Annotated in this window: 13 protein-coding genes and 1 pseudogene; 4 read left to right on the forward strand and 10 right to left on the reverse strand. The window is 39.7% G+C overall.

Translation table 11 applies throughout. From position 1 onward, the window contains the following. The first annotated feature begins 12 nt into the window (after positions 1–12). Together JWG41_RS19985 and JWG41_RS19990 are read left to right on the forward strand one after the other, a co-directional pair. Positions 13–423, forward strand: coding sequence for a DUF5329 family protein (locus JWG41_RS19985; protein WP_205271291.1), 411 nt, complete (start codon positions 13–15; stop codon positions 421–423). 129 nt (positions 424–552) lie between these two features. Continuing rightward, a complete protein-coding gene (locus JWG41_RS19990; RefSeq protein ID WP_205271290.1) occupies positions 553–1728 on the forward strand; it encodes a YncE family protein in 1176 nt (391 codons plus the stop codon). A 46-nt stretch (positions 1729–1774) separates the two neighbouring features. Here JWG41_RS19990 and JWG41_RS19995 read toward each other — a convergent pair whose 3' ends face one another. Continuing rightward, positions 1775–2623, reverse strand: a complete 849-nt coding sequence (locus JWG41_RS19995; protein ID WP_205271289.1) for an NAD(P)H-binding protein — start codon at positions 2621–2623, stop codon at positions 1775–1777. Between the two features lie 147 nt (positions 2624–2770). Here JWG41_RS19995 and JWG41_RS20000 point away from each other — a divergent pair, with 147 nt between their 5' ends. Beyond that, positions 2771–3667, forward strand: coding sequence for an AraC family transcriptional regulator (locus JWG41_RS20000; protein ID WP_205271288.1), 897 nt, complete (start codon positions 2771–2773; stop codon positions 3665–3667). Here JWG41_RS20000 and JWG41_RS20005 read toward each other — a convergent pair. From JWG41_RS20005 to JWG41_RS20030, 6 genes are all read right to left on the reverse strand, one after another. Continuing rightward, the gene (locus JWG41_RS20005) at positions 3635–4504 is read right to left on the reverse strand and encodes an RNA polymerase sigma factor (RefSeq protein ID WP_205271287.1); all 870 of its coding nucleotides are present in this window, start codon (positions 4502–4504) and stop codon (positions 3635–3637) included. The two genes, JWG41_RS20000 and JWG41_RS20005, sit on opposite strands and share 33 nt — an antisense overlap. Further along, positions 4501–4878: a DUF1304 domain-containing protein gene (locus JWG41_RS20010; RefSeq protein WP_205271286.1), complete on the reverse strand. Its 378-nt coding sequence runs from the start codon at positions 4876–4878 to the stop codon at positions 4501–4503. Before JWG41_RS20010 ends, JWG41_RS20005 begins: the two co-directional genes overlap by 4 nt. A 102-nt stretch (positions 4879–4980) precedes the next feature. After that, positions 4981–6588 (reverse strand): hypothetical protein, encoded by a 1608-nt coding sequence (locus JWG41_RS20015; protein WP_232374107.1) that lies wholly within the window; start codon positions 6586–6588, stop codon positions 4981–4983. 277 nt (positions 6589–6865) lie between these two features. Continuing rightward, a complete protein-coding gene (locus JWG41_RS20020; RefSeq protein ID WP_205271284.1) occupies positions 6866–8482 on the reverse strand; it encodes a hypothetical protein in 1617 nt (538 codons plus the stop codon). 231 nt (positions 8483–8713) lie between these two features. Continuing rightward, positions 8714–10228, reverse strand: a complete 1515-nt coding sequence (locus tag JWG41_RS20025) for a hypothetical protein (RefSeq protein ID WP_205271283.1) — start codon at positions 10226–10228, stop codon at positions 8714–8716. Between the two features lie 55 nt (positions 10229–10283). Continuing rightward, positions 10284–11714, reverse strand: coding sequence for a glycogen/starch synthase (locus JWG41_RS20030; RefSeq protein ID WP_205271282.1), 1431 nt, complete (start codon positions 11712–11714; stop codon positions 10284–10286). 70 nt (positions 11715–11784) lie between these two features. On the opposite strand from JWG41_RS20030, the gene pckA reads away from it, so the two are divergent. Continuing rightward, complete coding sequence (gene pckA, locus JWG41_RS20035; protein ID WP_205271281.1) at positions 11785–13377, forward strand: phosphoenolpyruvate carboxykinase (ATP); 1593 nt, start codon at positions 11785–11787, stop codon at positions 13375–13377. 279 nt (positions 13378–13656) lie between these two features. On the opposite strand, the gene JWG41_RS20040 is transcribed toward pckA, so the two are convergent. The 3 genes and pseudogenes from JWG41_RS20040 to JWG41_RS20050 form a co-directional block, all read right to left on the reverse strand. Then, a complete protein-coding gene (locus JWG41_RS20040; protein WP_205271280.1) occupies positions 13657–14493 on the reverse strand; it encodes a hypothetical protein in 837 nt (278 codons plus the stop codon). Between the two features lie 96 nt (positions 14494–14589). Beyond that, positions 14590–15501, reverse strand: a complete 912-nt coding sequence (locus tag JWG41_RS20045; RefSeq protein ID WP_205271279.1) for a hypothetical protein — start codon at positions 15499–15501, stop codon at positions 14590–14592. Positions 15502–15682: 181 nt separating this feature from the next. Further along, a pseudogene (locus JWG41_RS20050) lies at positions 15683–18895 on the reverse strand (FN3 associated domain-containing protein). Positions 18896–19073: the final 178 nt, after the last annotated feature.

Below are 19073 nucleotides of genomic sequence, written 5' to 3' on the forward strand. Positions count from 1 at the left end.
TAGGATGTGTTTATGAAAGTTCGTCGAATCAGTTGGATTTTTTTCTTCACTTTGTTTTTCGTTGGTCTGGAGTTTCCACTTCTTTATGGAAAAACAAGTAATTGTCCACAGTTAACGGAAGAACAGAAGATTGAAAAACTTTTGTCTGGAGTTGGAAAACTCCAAGGAAGTTTGATTCGTAATGGAGAAACTCATTCCGCAGAAGCGGCAGAGAAACACCTTCGTTATAAATTGGAAGAAGCAAAAAAATCCTTCTTTGCTCCCGATCCCAAAGAATGGACTGCCAAACTATTCATTGAAAAAATTGCTTCGAAATCCTTTTTAACCGGAACACCGTACCAGATCAAATTCTTTGATGGAAAAGAAATCAAGTCAAGAGACTGGTTACTCGCAGAATTAAATAAAATAGAATCTTGTTTATAATTGAAAGAAGCGAATGTTCTACTGAGCATCAGTGGGAAACAATTGGGAAAAAAAATTGATAAACAATGGTTGTAAAAAAATAAAACTCATATAGCATAACCCACCATACCCATACGGTAGGAGCCCCTTATGTTTCGATTTTCGTTTTTTTATCTTTTGATCCTACTCTTTAGTTTTTCCTTATCGGCACAGAAAATAGAATCAGAGTTTTCGTTTAAAACGGACTTCGCTGTTCGACCTACATTTGTGGAAGGGGATAACCCATTCTTTGTGAATGGTGGTAAGTGGGTTTATTTGGGAAGGACTGCCGACTTTGATGAACCTGGATTGTATTTTTATGATACCGAATCCAAAGAGAAAATCTATCGTCCTGTTCCACTGGAAACATATTACCTTTCCCATCCAACCGAATTTTTCGGAAAGATAGAAACAACAGGCAAACGCCTACCACTGACCATTTATGAATTTTTATTTTATGATGAAGTGAATCACCGTGCAGGCTTTGTGATTGAAAACAAACACAATTCAGTCAATGGTAAACGGTATTTTTTTATGGGGTGGAATCTTTCGACCAATGCCATAGATGTAGTGGAACCAATTTATGAAATTGGTGAAGTCGATAAAAAATCATTTGCCATCAGTTCTGTTGTTGGGTATTCAAGGGAAGATAATACGGGTTATTTTACCTTTGCCGTAGATGCAGATTTAAAAGACAATGAATCCGTTGATGTAACTGTTTTTATTTATCAAATTCAAAATCAAAGTTTAAAAAAGTTAAAAGAATACAAATCAAAATTTTATCCTTATACACCGGAATTCCATCCAGAATCAAAACAAATCCTAATCGCCTGTTATGCGGAAGACTTTCAAAAAAGAAATCCAATGGGATATTTGTATAAAGTAGACTCAAATTCATTCCAGGAATTTTCCATTCCTTCCACTCCTTATGGTATTAGTTTTTCTAAAGATGGAAAGTATTTATATATGGCAGCTGCTGACACAGGTGAAGTTCGTATGTACAATACAGATAATCTTTCCGATATGAAAAAATCTAAATGGGGAACACATGGTCATAAATTGGGGTTTTGGAAAGAAGGGGAACTGGTTTGGGTTCGTAACTCTGGGCTTCATATTTATGATCCCATCACTCTAAAGCAGAAGAAAGTCATTCCGACAAAAAAATTCTATAAGAATCAAATTAATGTGAGTGGGTCGACCTTTTTGCCATTTCGTAAACTACTCCTTCGCAATATATTGGAAGATACGACTGGCGGTGCCGCCAACCGTATCTTAATCGCCGATTAAAATTAATTCCCTTTAAGGGAATGCAACCTAAACGAAGTGTTTGGATTTATTTCCAAGCACCTGCATTTTCTTTTGCATACTGACTAAAGGAGATAGGATCTTTTCCTGTTAAAGTTTTAATTGTATCAACGATTGCTGATGCAAAGCCGTCTTTTAAGGCACCTGCAATCATCACAAGAAAAGCCGCATAATCTTTGGGAAGACCAGCAGATACAAGTGAAGATTCAAATACTTTTGGATCCACATCTACATATCCAATTGTTTTTCCACTTACTTTCGTTAAATGGTCTGCAACTTCATTGTGATCGATGGATTCAGGTCCTGTCAAAGTGAAGGCTTGGTTTTCGTTTTTGGATGTTGTGAGAAGCACGGCAGCAACAGAAGCAATGTCTTTTGCATCAATGAAACTTGTTTTTGCAGTTCCACCTGGGAAATAAATCTTTCCGTCCTGTTTGATACCTGAGATCCAAAATGTATGGAAGTTTTGCATAAACCAGTTCGGACGAATGATATTCCAAGGAATTCCCGCGCCTTCGAGTAGTAGTTCCGTTTTGCGGAATGGTGCTTCCGGTGGTGCGTGTTCCACACCCATTGCCGTCATCAGCACAAGTTTCTTCAAACTAACTTGTTTTGCTTTTTCGATCCAAGGGGAAAGAATTTCATATTGATTGGTTTGGCCGGGAGGGCTTAAAAAATAAGCGGCATCCACTTTTTCCAAAACTTCCAAACCTTTGTTCAGTTCGCTAGAATCAGCAAACACCCAATGTAATTTCTCGGAACTCTTTTGAGATTCCGGTTTTCTTGATCCTGCGAAGACTTCATGTCCTGCGTTTAATAATTCGGTTACGAGATGACCGCCAACGAGTCCAGAACCGCCATATACAAATACTTTCATAGTTAATCCTTGAATTCGGAAATGAATCCGTTATTGTTTCTCTATAATACTCCGAAAAATATAGACTGTCTATGTCATAAAATATTAAAAATATATCCAAACGTATAAATTGATAGACATTTGGTGAATATTTGAGAAAAAAAGACTATGGATCTACTTTCTGATATTCTCGCCTCGGCTGGTTGGAAAAACGACCTACTTTCCAAGGGTCAAATTTTTGATAGTTTTGGGTTTCATTTCCCCTGTGAAAAAAGTGGAGGTTTTCATGTCGTAACACAAGGCAGTTGTTATGCGAGGATCGGCGGAACCATTATCCCTTTGCACAAAGGGGATCTTATCTTTATCACGAGAGGAACCAATCACGAATTATTGTCCGACCCCAAAGCTAAAGTAGTAACCATAGAACGATTCCTCGGTGATAAAGAAATTCGGGTCAAAAAAGAAAACCCTGTCACCACCTTTGTTTCCGTTCGTTACGAAGTCCCGCCAGGCCCCATCCACCCTTTATTTTTGGAACTACCAGAATACATTCATATATCTTATGAAACCATCCAAGCCCACCATGCCCTTGGAGATATCATTCAAATCCTTTCTCGTGAATTGGAACTCAATCTTGGAACCGATTTAATTGTACAAAGATTAACAGACATTTTGTTGTATTATATGTTACGAATGTGGCTAGGCCAAAATGTAGATTCCCAAGCGGGTTGGATCAAAGCCTTTCATGACACACAAGTTTTGTATGCCCTCGAAAAATTACACAATGGATACAGTAAAGATTGGACCATTGAATCTTTAGCAAAGGAGACTGGAGTCTCGAGGGCCAATCTCGCCAACCGTTTTCGTGACGTTCTCGGAATTCCTCCGATGGAATACTTGGCAAAACTCAGAATGGAAAAAGCCAAACAATTATTTCAAAAGGGAAATATGGGGCTTGAGGAAATTGCACAAAATGTAGGTTATGCGTCTGCTTTTTCTTTTTCGAAAGCGTACAAACGTATTTTTGGAAATTCACCGAGTCGTGAGTGGAAACGAGTTGTGTAAAAGCGTCCGAATGTTTTCTAACTGATTTTTTTTTGGTAAGAATTCGGGGTGATTGCGAAATACTTCTGCTGCTTTTCTAATTTTAGAAGTATCGGTCATCATGGGTTTGATTTCTTTCCATCTCCCATCTAATTTCATTTGTTCTGAAAGTTTGAGATAGGATTTAATCCTTCCGGCCCTCGTTGCATAACCTAATCGATTGGGGCAATGGCAAGGGTTTTCTGCTTTTGTGAGACCACATTCTTTTCCAAGAAATGTTTCCATTTGTTTTCTGGACCTAGATAATTTCTGGCGAAACGCTTCTGGACGAATTCCCATCACGGATGCTCCTTCTTCACTCGAAGTTTGAAACACTTCTCCTAAAAGATAGGCCATTCTATACGGTCTCGACAGACCTTGTAACATAGAGTAGGTGCAAGCTACCTGCACATGTAAAACAAGTTCGGAAACTTGGGGAGAGGGCTCTTCTTCCATGGTAACGGTTGGAAATTCGGGAGGGACATTGTATGTGTTTTGCGTTCGGTGAAGTTCTTCCCGAATGGCCCGAAGATGCACTTTCCTTCGTTCCATTTTCGATTTTTGTACATTGATCAAGTGGTTACTGGCGATCCGATAGATCCAAGTCGAAAGTTTACTTTCTTTTCGAAACCCGCCTAGGTTTGTAATCACTTTCACCAAAATTTCTTGGGTGGCGTCTTCCGCATCTTCCGGGTTCCATAAAAATTTCAATGCCAGAGAAAATACTTTTGGTTGGAAGATTTGAATGAGCTCCTCCAAAGCATTAGTTTTTCCAGCGAGTGAACTTTCTAATAGAGAAAGATGCGGATCTTCTATCATCGATTTTTATTGGCTATATAATGAACAATGAGTGCAAGTAATGCCGGTAGACCTTGTGAAAAGAGAATGGAAAACTTAGCCGTTGCCGAACCATAAATTCCTGCGACCACTACACAGATGAGAAAAAACAAAATGGTTTGGAATTTTTGATTTTGGTCTTTGATAAAGAGTAGAGCCCAAAAAAGTCCTGCAGCTAAAAATCCATTGTAAAGACCTTGGTTTTTTGCCAACTTAGCCGTGATCTCTGCTGTTTCTGGTGTTAGTTGGAAGACTTTCATTCCAAACTCGGTTTTCCATAGAAACATTTCCAATACTAAAATGAACACGTGTTCTACGGCCACAAAGCCAGTCAAGATGAGGGAAGTGAGTTTCATACAATTCTCCTAAAGAATGATTTTCCTATTGGGACAATTGATTTTACCGTTTGTGACAGAATTACGAGAAAAAAATAAAAAAAATCCACTGGTTTTGAATGATTAAGGTTCCTCGGGCGCAGGCCGAGTCGAAAGTTCGAGAACTCCTTTTTCTGTTGAGATATCAAATACATTCTTCAATCGCACTAGTCTACCACCGCAGGCCTGTGCAAAAGAAATGGTATCGGCCATAGGTTCATCTGCTGCGGGTGGGTAATTGACAAAACTGGTTTCATAATCGATTGATTGGTACTGCCCATTAAAACCGGCGATGTTTACAGTGGTTTTTTGCAACGGATTAGTTCCATTTCTTACCGGAGTTATGGTTAACCCCGTATAAAGACTTCCATTTTCAGGAGAATATAAATGCGCTTTCACTGAATTTGTTTCTGGGATGTAAGTAATGACAGGAGAAATTTCTAATGTGTCGGTAGTTGTAGAACCTAGAAACTGATTCCAAAGCAGATTCCCATTCCAATCAAATTTTGAAAAAATATTATTCCTGAAGTTTGTAGAACCTGAATAGTTTTGGAATGGGTGGATGGATGTTCCAAAATCTCCTGCACTAACACCGGTTGTATAAATTCCATCCGAACCTGGCGTTATTCCATAAATAGTCCCAATTGTATAACTTGGGCTAATGGATCCAAGATAAGTAATATTAGAAATAGAAAAACCAGATAGAGAAAGCTTTGTGACCATTGGCCTTCTATAATTGTATGATGGAAGCGGATGACCCGTAGAACCTGTAAAATTGTCATCTGCACCGCCAAATAAGAGAATTGATTGATCTTGGCCAATAACTGCATTCAATATCGATATACTTCCATTAGATGGTAAGTATCTTTGTTTTATTGGAACTCCTTGGTGTGATATAACAGCCCATCCAATTTCTTCATGACTTGTGTTGTTTCCATTGGAAGAAACTTCCATTGCAGGAAATTCACTAAAACCATTTGTATCGGGAGCCGGGGATCCCGCACCGCGTCCATTAAAAAATAAATGAAGGTTGTCCAAAGCATCTGTGACAAGGGAAAATCTGGATTCTACAATGGAGTTATCTGATTTGTCTAGGTAGGTATTCCAAACACGATTCCCATTGGAATTAAATCTTGCGAGCAACAAAGCATTAACGTTAGATTTTGGAGATATGGGTGATCCTTGCGAATTTTTGACATAGGCTGCTACGACAATGTCTCCATTAGATAATTCAGTGATTGGTGCTACTTCTTTTTTGTCAGAAGCAGCGTATAGTTCTCCGATATAATCTAACCATTCAATTTGTAATGTTTTTCCATTCACTAGGAATAGGATGACATTCATATCCGAACCAGGTGTACCTGAAAAAGAAAAATTCTTTCCTGCAGTTTTACCGTTCCAATTAACTTCCTCAAAGACACCAGCGGTGACGGCAAAGTTTCCATTTTTGAGTTTAACTAATTTATAAGGATATGTTTTGTAGGTTCCAGTTCCCAAACGAACTGACGTTTTTAAATCTGGGTTACACAAACTACGAAGGTATTCTTCCCATAACCAAGTTTCCATATAACTCTGGGACGTCGGATCTTTTGGGTTGTTCAGTTTGATTTTACAGTTGTTATATTGTGTTAGGGTAGTCAAAAGAATTAGAAGTACAAAGAACTTCTTATCGATATTTATATGTTGTTTCATTGCCAAACTAAATTTACTTTCTGATGAGAAAGGTTTTTTCTATTTAGGTCATATTGGAAGAAGTGGTGAATTCCTCAAGTCCTTTGTTGAAATCCCTAAAGCGATACACTCGTAATTTAAAGATATTTTAAGTAAGTATTGATTTTGATCGATTTTCTTATTTATTAAAAATTGAATATTCTGTATTTCGAATGCGCTTATTCTCTAAAAAAGTGTCTCAATTGTTTTGATGTCTTGGGTATAAATCCCTGTGGTTCGTAGCGGATATATTTATGGTTTAAGGTTCCTCAGCCGCAGGCCGAGTCGAAACTTCCATCCATCTCGCTGTAGTAATCGTCGAGAAGGAATTAAACAAGTTGAAGATAGTCACCATTCTTCCTGAACAAACTTCTGCTTGGTTCGAAATAAATCTTCCGTTATTTCCGCTGACATCAGAACTTCCTTCATAGAGTTGGATTTGATTGAATGCACCGGTAGAAGGATTCATTTTTAATCTGGCTTGTCCTAACGCGTATTGAACAGATCCAGAAATAAGTGCTGGTGAAATTCCTGTGAATGGAGTTCCATTATCAACTGTAAGTAGGTTTCCTACTACCTCTCCTCGAGCATTGTTATAGATAAGATTACCAGGAAGAACATCCGGCACATTATAACCTGTCGTTCCTAAGTATTGACTCCAGAGTAAACTAGTTGAACTTTGATCTGGCTTTAGAATTTGATAGTTTCTTCTTCCAGAGCTTCCTTGGTATAAATGGATCGTGTTAGGTGTTGAATAGGGTTGATCTATTAGACTTGCAATAAAAATTTCCTCGTTGTTCAAAATTGCTTTTTGTGTTTTGTAAGTTGTAGAAGCAGTTGTTGGACCGTAGTAACTTACTGCATCCCAATTAAAAGATGAATTTAGAATCCCATAAAAACCCCGTGCTTCAGTCGGTCTTGGGTGGCCGGAGAATGATGCAAATTCATTGAAAGTATCGCCTACGATTAATATCCTATCTAAATAGGATTTGAAAAAAAATGCCTCCGTCGATAAACCAGTGTTAGGTAAAAACTTCTGGCTGATTCCATGTCCACTTCCATCAACTAAAGCAATGGCAATTTCTTTCTGACTTGCTAAAGAAGAATTGGATGAAGTTGCTGGTGCTGGCAAACCAGGATAACTTAAGCCCGTGGAATCAATAGTAGGTGTAGACGCTTCGGAGATCCCTTGATACAAAATCGCCATTTGATCAGAAGGGGTGACAGTCATGGAATAACCCTTATTGGAAAATCTTGTATTGTCTTTGTTTGCATATCCTTGCCAAACAATTTCACCAGAATACTGATTGTATCTAGAAAGAAAAAATGCCAGTGTACCGGTTTTTGCATTCAATGTATTGGTTCTGCCAGTTCCATTAACAAGTGCAAAAAATCCTAGATCCCCATTGGAATACTCATCAACTGAAATGACGTCAGGATGAGCCCAAGTTTCAACTCCGTAACTCATTTCTCCAATATAGTCTAACCAAAGAATGCGAGAAAAATATCTATCAATGACAAAGACCACTCCATTTAAAGCAGAGTTTTGGTGGTTGTTATGGATTCCGTAGGTGTTTCCATTCCAAACCAAGGGTTCTTGAGTCACAGCTGTGACTACAGTGTTTCCACTCCTTAATGCTCTGATGGAAAGAGGGACGATTAATGTATTTCCTGTCCCCAAGGAAAAACTTCCTCGGGCATCGGGGATACATCTAGAATTCAGATACGCATTCCAAATCGCCGTCTCCAAAAAACTTCTCGATCTCGGATCACTCGGATTGTTTAAATCCAATTTGCAATGACCAAAAGAGAAACTGAGATAGAAAAGGCTGAGAAATAGAAAGGCAAACTTCCGAATTCTTGAATGCGAGACCATAGTTCTTTCCAAATCCATCAACCCCAAACGGAAGATGGAAATTAATTATTGAATTTAGATTCTAAAAGAGAACAGAAAGGAGGAAGATTCTCAAGTCATTTGTGGGATTATATAAGAAAAATTTTGGGGAATTGCGAGGGGTACGAGGTTGAGGTTGGGTATAGGTTATTGAGATTTTGAACTTTTCTGCAAGTGCTTTGATTTGTCTTACGTTCAGTTCTCTTTTTACACTTAAGGCAAACTCACATTCTCGATTGAGATTTGTGTCGGATTGGGAGAAGGCGACGCTGTAAATTTTGTATAATTCAAACGAGCCAATTTTCCTGAACAAACCTCTCGCATCACTTCTGTTCGCTCCTGTGTTGGGGATGTTAAGTTGGAAGAATAATGAAAGCGATTGAAAGTTCCTACTTGTGGGTTGATAAAAACATCAGCCAATGTATAAGGGCCAACTCCCCCGCCAGTGGTTGCATCGGGTAACGAAGTGAAACGACCGCTAGTGGCAGTGGCTTGGGTTCTTACCAAAAGTTGGCCTGAGGAAAGGATGATTGGTTCTGCTTCTGTCATGGCTAACACATCCTCAGAGGAATTTCCTAAAAAAGAATTCCATTGAACCGCACCATTCGTATTCAATTTGGAAAATAGAAAATGTTTTCTGACTCCATCAGCTGCTACCGTTGGTTCCGCAGGACTGCCATAGGTAAAACGAGCTGAGCCGATTGTATAAATCATATCATCTTTCACAAGGAAACGATTAGGATCGCCATAGTCACCTTCTGCCGCAATTCCCAAATAAGAATACCAAAGTATAGTTCCATCTGCTTCATTCAATTTCATGACAAAAGGAACCACAGAATCAGCGTTAGGGTGTGAAGTTCCACTGACACTTTGGTTTGTGGCCCCGGTGATAAATAATCCAGACGAGTTGGTTTCAGCTCCAAAGATAAAATCATTTCCTGAGCTGGAAAAGTATCTTTGGTAGGCCATTGAGCCATTTTCATTTACGGCAACATGGATGAAGTCTGAGTCAGTTCCTCCACCAAGAGTTGAGTTATTAATGCCTGGCCCATCGACAAATGCTATATGGCTTCCAATATTTTCAATAAACACATGTAAGCTGTTGGATACATCCATTGCAGAGACAACATAGATTCCAATACTGTCTGAATCAAAGTAGGTATACCAAACGCGTGTTCCATTTTCACGAATCCTACCTACAAAGAGAGAAGGGATGTTGATTCCTGACTTGGCATTGAGGGGAGTTGGTTGCGATGCACCTGTAACTATAAAAGCAACAGAAATGTCGCCATTTGAATATTTTCTTAATTTTGGTTTATAGGTTACTTCGCCACTGGCTTCACCCAGATAATCCACCCAAAGAATCTCTCCGTTATCTTTTGAAACACGCATTAAGAACGTATTCAAAGTAATTCCGGAACTGCCAACGAAACTGTTAGTGACTCCTGCTGGAGAACCCGAAATCAAATATTCTTGTGTGACCCCAGATATTAAATAGTCTCCATTCGAGAGGGTGATTAAATCGGATCCCGTTGTTTTAAAGGTTCCGGTTCCATACGTTTTTTTCCAAGTTCGAAAGTTTAAACAAGGATCAGATAATAAATAAGCTCTGATTAGATTGGTAAGGAAAAAATCTTGTGAGGTAGGGTCGCTTGGGTTATTGAGTTTTAATTTGCAGGAAGATGTGAGAAGAACCAAAACAAAAACAGGAAAAGAGAAAAATTTCATATACTAGTGATAACAATCGAATCCAAACCCCTTCTTAATGAATAGAATAAATTGACTAAATATTCAATTCAATGGCTTTCGAGTAGACTGATTGGTATTCTATTTTTCTTTTTTCCCAACTCCAATCCAAATTCATAATGTTTTTCACTACGATATCTCTTTCTTGTGAAAAGAACAAATCTTTGGCTCGTTCCAATGCATATCCCAGCGAACTCACATCATTCGGTTCAAAGACAATACCTGTTTTGTATTCTAAAATACTGGATTCTTCGACTGTATCACGTAATCCCCCCACACGCGATACAATGGGAATCGTTCCATAGGCATGGCTGTACATTTGGTTGAGCCCACAGGGTTCAAAGAGGGATGGCATCAGAAAAAAATCACTGGCGGCTTCGATTTTGTGGGCTAGACTTTCATTGTAACCTTTGTAAAAATAAAATACATCGGGAATGGATTCTGAAAGTTGAGAGAAAGCATTTTCTGTTTCTGGGTCACCGGAACCAAGAACCACATAACGGTGTGGTAGGTGTAGTCTTTCTAAAACTGCTTTTAAGAATGTAGGATATCCTTTTTGGTAGGTAAGTCTGCCAATGAGTCCTACCAAAGGGGCATCCAAAGGCATCAGTGGCCTTCCGATTTCCTGAAACAGTTTTGTTTTGTTTTTTAACTTGCCCGCTTTCCAGTTTGCATCCGAAAAAGTTTGATCGATTCGTTTGTCTTCTTTTGGATTCCATTCATCCGTATCAATTCCATTCAAAATTCCCGAGTAGTCTTTTGCCCTTTGGTTCAAACAATAACTCAGACCAAATCCATTGGGCTCTGCGAGTGTTTCTTCTCTGTAACCGGGACTGACGGTGGTAATTTGGTTCGCGGAAAGAATTCCGGCCTTCATATAATTGCATTTCCCATCGTGGTCAAAGGGACTTGTCACCAGCCGAAAGGGTTCTTCTTTTAAGAATCCAGTCATCCAAAACGGATGATCTCCTTGGTACGCCAAATTGTGGATGGTGAAAACTGTGGGGATGGGGAAGGCGGAATCTTTTTGTAAGGCAAGGGAAAGGGCTGTATGCCAATCATGCGCATGAAAAACATCCACTTTCAGAATTTGACTTAAAGCATAACAAGCGTAAGAGAACATCGCAAACCGAAAGTGTTCTTCTTTGTGTCCATAGATGGAATCTAAAGTTTGGAAGAGGTCTGATTGGAAAAAGTACAAAGTGACCCCGGATTCTTTGGCTTCCAAAAACCGGGAAGTTTTGAGAACCGAGACCACAAGGGAATCTATTTCGGCATCTTGGGGGAGTAGGGCAGGATACACTTTGCCCGTATATTGGGGAGGTTTTCCCAACTTGCCAATCAGAGGCAATGCGACATAAACTTCTTCCGTCTTTGCCTGCTCTTTCGTAAGAGAAGCAAGCATGTCGGCAAGGCCACCCATCTTGATGTAGGGAAAATATTCTGCGGATGCATGTAGAATCTTCATTTTCTGTTATTGACACCGACTCGCAAAATAAGAAGCTAGAAAAACACAAAGTGAAATCGAGGAGAGATCCATGTCAGTATCTACTAATCTGCGCGGCCTTGCTGAATTAGGCCTTAAACCATCCGAAGTCTTCCATAACTTATCTTACGAAGAAATTTACCAGCACGAATTGAACAACAAAGAAGGCGTAACTTCCGATAACGGAACGATGATGGTAGATACCGGAATTTTTACGGGTCGCTCCCCTAAAGACAAATATTTTGTCGATGAACCTTCTTCCCAAAACAACATTTGGTGGGGTCCGGTCAACACAAAGGTTTCCGAAGCCATCTTCACTGAACTCTATGCAGAAGTAACGAAATTTCTCGATAACAAAAAACTTTATGTTTTTGATGGTCATGCTGGAACTAACGATGACACACGAATCTCTCTCCGTGTGGTTACTGAAAGAGCTTGGCAACACCATTTTTGCACCAACATGTTCCTTCGCCCGACTAAGGAAGAACTTGAAAAACTTCATCCAGAATTTACTATCATCAACGCTTCTGGTTACAAAAACGCAAAATACAAAGAACACGGTCTTAACTCCGATGTATTCGTGATCTTCCACTTAGCAAAAAAGATATGTATCATCGGTGGAACCGAATACGGTGGAGAGATGAAAAAAGGAATCTTCTCCGTAATGAACTACTACTTACCACTGAAAAACGTGCTCACTATGCACTGTTCAGCGAACGTTGGTAAAGACGGAGATAGCGCACTTTTCTTTGGTCTTTCGGGAACAGGAAAAACCACTCTTTCTACAGATCCAAACCGCAAACTCATCGGTGATGATGAACATGGTTGGGACAACAATGGTATCTTCAACATTGAAGGTGGATGTTATGCAAAAACCATCAACCTAGATCCAAAAACAGAACCAGAAATCTATGCAGCCATCCGTCGTGATGCCCTTCTCGAAAACGTTGTGTATGATGCAACTTCTAAGAAAGTGGATTACTCTTCTGCCGCAAAAACAGAAAACACTCGTGTATCTTATCCCATTTTTCACATCGATAACATCCAACCAGGATCTAAAGCAGGTCACCCAAACACTGTGATTTTCCTTACTTACGATGCTTACGGTGTTCTTCCTGCGGTTTCTAAACTTTCTATCGAACAAGCTATGTATCACTTCCTTTCTGGTTACACAGCAAAGGTTGCGGGAACAGAGCGTGGTGTGAAAGAACCACAAGCAACTTTCTCTGCATGTTTTGGTCAGGCGTTTATGACTCTTCACCCAACATACTATGCAAAGTTACTTGGTGAAAAAATGAATGAGCACAAAGTAAACGCATACCTTATCAACACAGGTCTTGTTGGTGGAAAGTATGGTGTAGGAAAACGTATGAACCTTCCTGCCACTCGCCAAATCATCAATGAAATCCTAAACGGTAACATTGAAAAATCCGAGTTTGAAAAACACCCAGTTTTCCAAGTATCCTTCCCTAAAACCGTAGAAGGTGTGGATTCTCATATCCTCAACCCACGTAACGCTTGGGAAAACAAAGAAGACTACGACAAAACCGCAGCTGACCTTGCAAAACAATTTGTTGAGAACTACAAAAAATACCTCACTGGTTCCAAAGAATTTGACTTCAGCCAATACGGACCTGTCGCTTAAAGAAAAGAGTCAGTTCCCACCAAACCAATTTCGCCGGCTTACGTAAGTAAGTTGGTGAACGGCCAAGTCGGAAACAAGGAAGCCACTCTAACGGAAACGGGGAGTGGCTTTTTTTGTGCGCCTCGAAATGGTTAGGTGATTGTAGTCTTATCGAAACCCGACCGGGCTCACTCCGGGGTGCGCTTTCGCTCCCGTCCCCCGCCATCGAGCGATGGCAGGTGACCAAGCCCTTCGGATCCCTGGCGCAGGAGATGGTTTTATCAAAGATTCATTTGAATTTTAAAAACGAATTCCAAGTCCTACCTTAGCAGAATAATCTTGCAATGACCAAATGTGTTCGTCCTTCATTCTTGATAGATTGGTTATAGTGGGACTTTGGATTTTTTTTCTAGCATCGTAATTGGTGCCAACTACTTCCAATACTAAATACAAACGCTCCGAGAGAAAGATCCTTGTACCAACTGTTACATTCGATTGTAGAATATTTGCTTTCGAAAATCTTTCCTTACCTAGACCAAAACCCACTCGAATGTATGGATCGAAAATGGAATCTTGCAGAAAATGGTATGCCAACTGTACATTTGCATAACGCATATGTAAGAAATCATTATCAGAATAGGTTTGGTATGGTGATAGTATTTCATAATGGATGACCTGCGTTAATGGATACCCATTAAAATTCGGATTCAATCGACTTAAATTTCCTAATTCAAATATTGTATCAAATTTTTTGTTAGCGATATCGTTGGCTTGAAAATCAACCCCATACAATCCAAACCCAAGTCCAAATCCTGAATTAAAAATATATTCAAAAAACAAAGACTTCGACTGGCTATTGATTTTCCCCTTGGGTGAGTTTTCAAACGCATACAAACTTGCCAATTTTTCCAAATCAGTTCCATAGGCTGTCGTATAAGACCCAAACACATCTCCTTGGTTATGGAAATTGTTTTTTTTATTCATCAGAGAACTGTTGATATCGGAAGGTTTTGTAGGAGAACCAAAACTTTCCCCGTAATTGCCTTCCAGATAAAAACGATTTCGAATCGAGTTGGATTGGGAGAATAGATTTGTAACAAAAAGTAAACTTAGAATAAAAATTATTTTTAGTTTCATGATGGAATCACTATTTTTTCTGGATGTGAATTTTTCACAACAAATATCTGTTATTGTATCCTGTAGGTTGAATTAACTTAATATTCTGAAGTTTAATTAATGTGAATTTGATATTCCAAAATAAATCGAATTATATGTATCAACCAATCGATCATATTTTTTTTCGTTGGTAACATAGAGATGGTCTATTGCGCCTACATAAGTATAGTTCGTTTTGTCAAAGTTAATGGATCGAATGGTTGACTGGTTTCTGCTAAATCCAACATAGAATTTTAAGTGATCATAGAATTGATAAGAGAGCGAAATCTCTGCCTGAAACCCTAAAATTTCCGTAATGTTATTTGGATTCGTTTTGGATAGATAAAAGTATGGGCCCACAGCACCATCAGCATAATAACCATTGCTAACTCTTTGATTTACAAAATTACGATTTCCATAGGTTACGTAAGGATCAAATCCTAAATTTAATTCCAAACCATCCATCAATTGAATTTTACTGCGAAGTAGTACAGAAATTCCATAAGAATTGATTTTGTCAGAGTTGATTAAACTGGCCACTTGGTAATTTTCAACATTGTAAAAGCGATCAATTTTTAATAATCCAAGTCCAAAGTAGAAAATTTGATGATCGAAAGGCAAATAATAGAAATGGAACCTATATTCCTGCCTTTGGGCATTTCCAAATCCATAGGTAGTCGGATAAATACTATTATTAAAGTAATATGCTTTGTAATAGAGGTTACTTGTTCTTATATCCACCATATCAAAATCAAAACCAAAGTTTTTATTTGTGTTTCGATATTTAAAGAAAGGTAAGCAAACGAGTTCTTTGTTATTTTTTAATTCAGATTGGTTGTATCCAAAGGATTTGTTCGTTTCATAAGGGAAATAAGTGATGTTCTGTGCATTGAGTCCATATTCAAAAGTGGCTGGTTTGGTTACGGTTCCTTCTGCATTTAAGATAGAAGAAGAAACGAAGAAAAGAAAGATTAAGTTATTTAGTCTCATTGAATTCCTTTGGGATTTATTTTTTTGAATCATAAGTTGTAAAGTTCTGTGCGCCTCAATTTGGTTAGGTGATTCACATTGTATCCCAAAACCGACCGGGCTCCTCCGGGGTGCGCTTAACGCTCCCGTCTCACCCAAAGTGGGTGAGACCAAGCCCTATCGATCCCTGGCGCGGGGGATGTTACCAGATAAAGAGGCCGGGTGTAGCAGAACCAGAATATTGCGGTGAAACTACATAAAGTTTTCCATGCTTAGTATCTAAAATTGAGCTTGGTAATAAGCCAGATTCTATCCCACGATTAGCAGAAAGGTCACTATGAATGCAATTTGAACCATCCTTGTTGCATCTAAATAGGCTCGGTTTATTACCATTTTGAAAATTTCTCGTCGTCACTAGTAGTTTAAGATTATTGGTATCAACAATTAAGGTTGGTCGTAGACCAGAGTCCGTCCCTTGACCAGCAGAAATATCACTATGAATGCAATTTGATCCATCAAGATTACATCTAAAAAGGCTGGGTTTGCCATTGTTTGCAATATTTTTAGTAACAATCAACAATTTATTGTTTGGTAAATCTATGACTGCGTTCGGATGCCAACCAGAATTGTTTCCTTGGTTCGCAGAAACATCAATATGTAGACATGAGGTTCCATCTAATTCGCATCGAATTAAGCTTGGTTTTCCATTATTAGAAGCGAAATGAGAGACTACTAAAAGTTTTGAATTAACATAATCAATTAACAGACTGATTGAAAGTTCAGTATTTGAGCTTTGTCCAGCTGAAACATCTAAATGAGCACAATTGGTAATATTTAAATCACATCGGTATAAACTAATTTTATTCTCATTTGCTAGATTATGAGCTACCACTAGTACTTTTTTAAAAATATAATCGATTATTACTTTTGGAGTTCTCCCAGATCCGGGACCTTGTCCTGAGGAAATATCTTTATGAACACATTCGGTTCCATCGATATTGCACCTAAATAGGCTCAATTTTCTTTCATTATTATTATTTCGTCCGACTACTATTAATTTGGAATTAATAACATCAATTGCTGCTTGAGGAGTTTGTCCCGATGAGGCAGCTTGGTTTGCAGAGATATCTACATGTTGGCAATCTGAACCAGTCAAATCGCATTTTATCAGCAAAGGATTAGTATTCCTTTGACCAACAATTAATAATTTTTCGTTAGTTGAGTCAAAAAAAATATTTACTGGTGCTTCAGTTTGTATTCCTCCCAGGCCTGCCGATATATCCATGTATGTACCCGTAGCACTTGTTCCTGGTGGAGTAGCAGTCGTCAATGCAAATGATTCTAATAAAGAAATCGCACTATTTCCAATTGCATTACTCGCCACCACCCGAAAGTAATATAATGTCCCACCACTCAGTCCCGTGACCGTCGCATTCGGATCAGTTACAGGCCCAAAACTACTCGATGCCGTTGTCACTCCAGGACTTGTGCTATAGTACACTTTGTAAGAAGTGGCACCAGTGACTGGCCACCATTGCACCACGGCACTCGTTCCCCCTGCCTGTGCCTCCACAAAAGAAGGAGCATCTGGTGGGCCTACATGGAAACTTTGGTTTCCAACATTACTTGTGTTACCCGCTAAGTCACGAGCCAAATATTTCACTTGGTTACTTCCATTGGAAAGAGCGACTGGTGTTGCATACACTGTTCCATTAGTTAGCGCTCCACTTCCGTCAAACGTGGGTTATGTGCCGTTTAATGTATAAATGATTTTATCGCATCCACTCCCGCCAGTATCGGAACAGGAGAGTTGGAGTTGGGTTCCTGATGTAAATGGGCCGGAGCCAGACGGAGAGGACATGGTGACTACGGGAGCCGTTGTGTCTTTATTTGTAGTGCGCGTGGTGGAACCAAAACTATCAATTAGGTTGGCCACACAAATGCGAATGGTATTCTCACCTTCCACAAACTGGGAGTTGGCAATGGTGGTGGATGTATCCGTGGTGGTAGCGATATTGCCGGTTACATTGGCATTGGAGCCGGTATTGGTAAGTGCGGTTCCGGTGGAACAGCTAGAGCCACCCAATCGAATTTGGTAGCTACCCGCTTTGCTACTTTGCCAGCTAAGAGTGACATTGGATGATCCATTAATGGCGGCAGTATGCGAGTTCACCGTGATCGTAGCCACTTGGGTATCGACAGTATAATTTGCTGAATGTACACTCGATACATTGCCCGCTTTGTCACGAGCCACAAACTTTGTATAGGTGACAGTACCGTCTGTCATACCAATGGCGGACGTGTATAAGGTTCCACTACTTACGGTTCCTGTAGTTCCTTGGATGGCAGGGTTTGCCGGTGCAGAACCCGCTTGCACGGCATAGGCGATTTGATCACATCCACTTCCGCCAGTGTCTGAACAGGATAGAGAAACCGAAGTGGCCGTTCCATAACTCCCAGCACCGGGATCAGCAGACACAACGGAAGCGGTATCATCTCTTTGCAAAGAGGCTGAGGCAAATCCAACCAGAGCATTGGAACCCGTCACACAGATGCGATAGGTTTTGGTAGCTTCACCAGTAAAGTGTGTATGAGAACGAACAAATGTTTGGTCAACGTTTGCTGTTGCCGTTCCGGTTGCAGCTATGGTACCGGAATCACAAGCACTCCCTTCGCGGACAGTAAAAGAACCAGTTCGATTGGATCTCCATGTGGCAGTGGAGGTACCGATGGCTCCCGCTTGGGAACTGATGGCAAGCGAGGATTGGCTTACAATGCTGATGGCGGGAACTTGGGTATCGATCGTATAAACCATGCTAAGCGGTGTGGATAAGTTACCCGCCAGGTCACGACAGAATGCATTGAGAGTATGCGTTCCTTCCGTAGAAAGAGATACAGCTTTAGAAGAGGTTGTGATGACTATCCCATTCTTTGGGGAGAAAGCGGGAGTGGATCCATCTAAGGAATAAACTAAGGAACCGGGAGCTCGATTGTCTGTACAAGTCAAGGTTGTGGTTTGCGTTGTAGAAAATATGCCAGCTAATAAAGAACTAGTGAGAGTAGGCGCAGTGGTATCGTTTAAGATGGCGACAATTACAGTGTCATTCGGAGTTCCATCTCCATTGGTATCGATTAAAATAAGGTTCGGAGTTGTGCCACCGGTGAGATTGATCCCATCAGATACCCCGTCCCCATCCGAATCTACCAAAGTTCCATCCGGTTTTCCATCGCCTGACAGATCAATGGTGGTGCCGGGGGTTAGGTTCTGGGAAGAGCCCGGGGATCCACCGACTAATCCGAATAAGAAGGCAAAGAGGCTAAAGTCAGTTTGTGAGTTTCCGGGAGGTAATAATGCACAATGGCTTGTAAATAGAGTTAGAAACGTAAGAAGGAAAAGTCGTTTTTGGATTCGCATTTAAATTTTCCCCTAAAATATATAGTAATATTCAGAAATGATAATGTAAATGGTCTGATCTGTGTCATACAACTAATTTTCATTAGTTTGTGTAAAAAGTTGGAATTTACCGTTAATAACGTTATGAAACCATGGTTCAGAAAAGATAACAGTTGTGATTTGGTACTTCTTAAAAAAA

The organism is Leptospira chreensis, assembly GCF_016919165.1.
GTDB classification, from domain to species: Bacteria; Spirochaetota; Leptospiria; order Leptospirales; family Leptospiraceae; genus Leptospira_A; species Leptospira_A chreensis.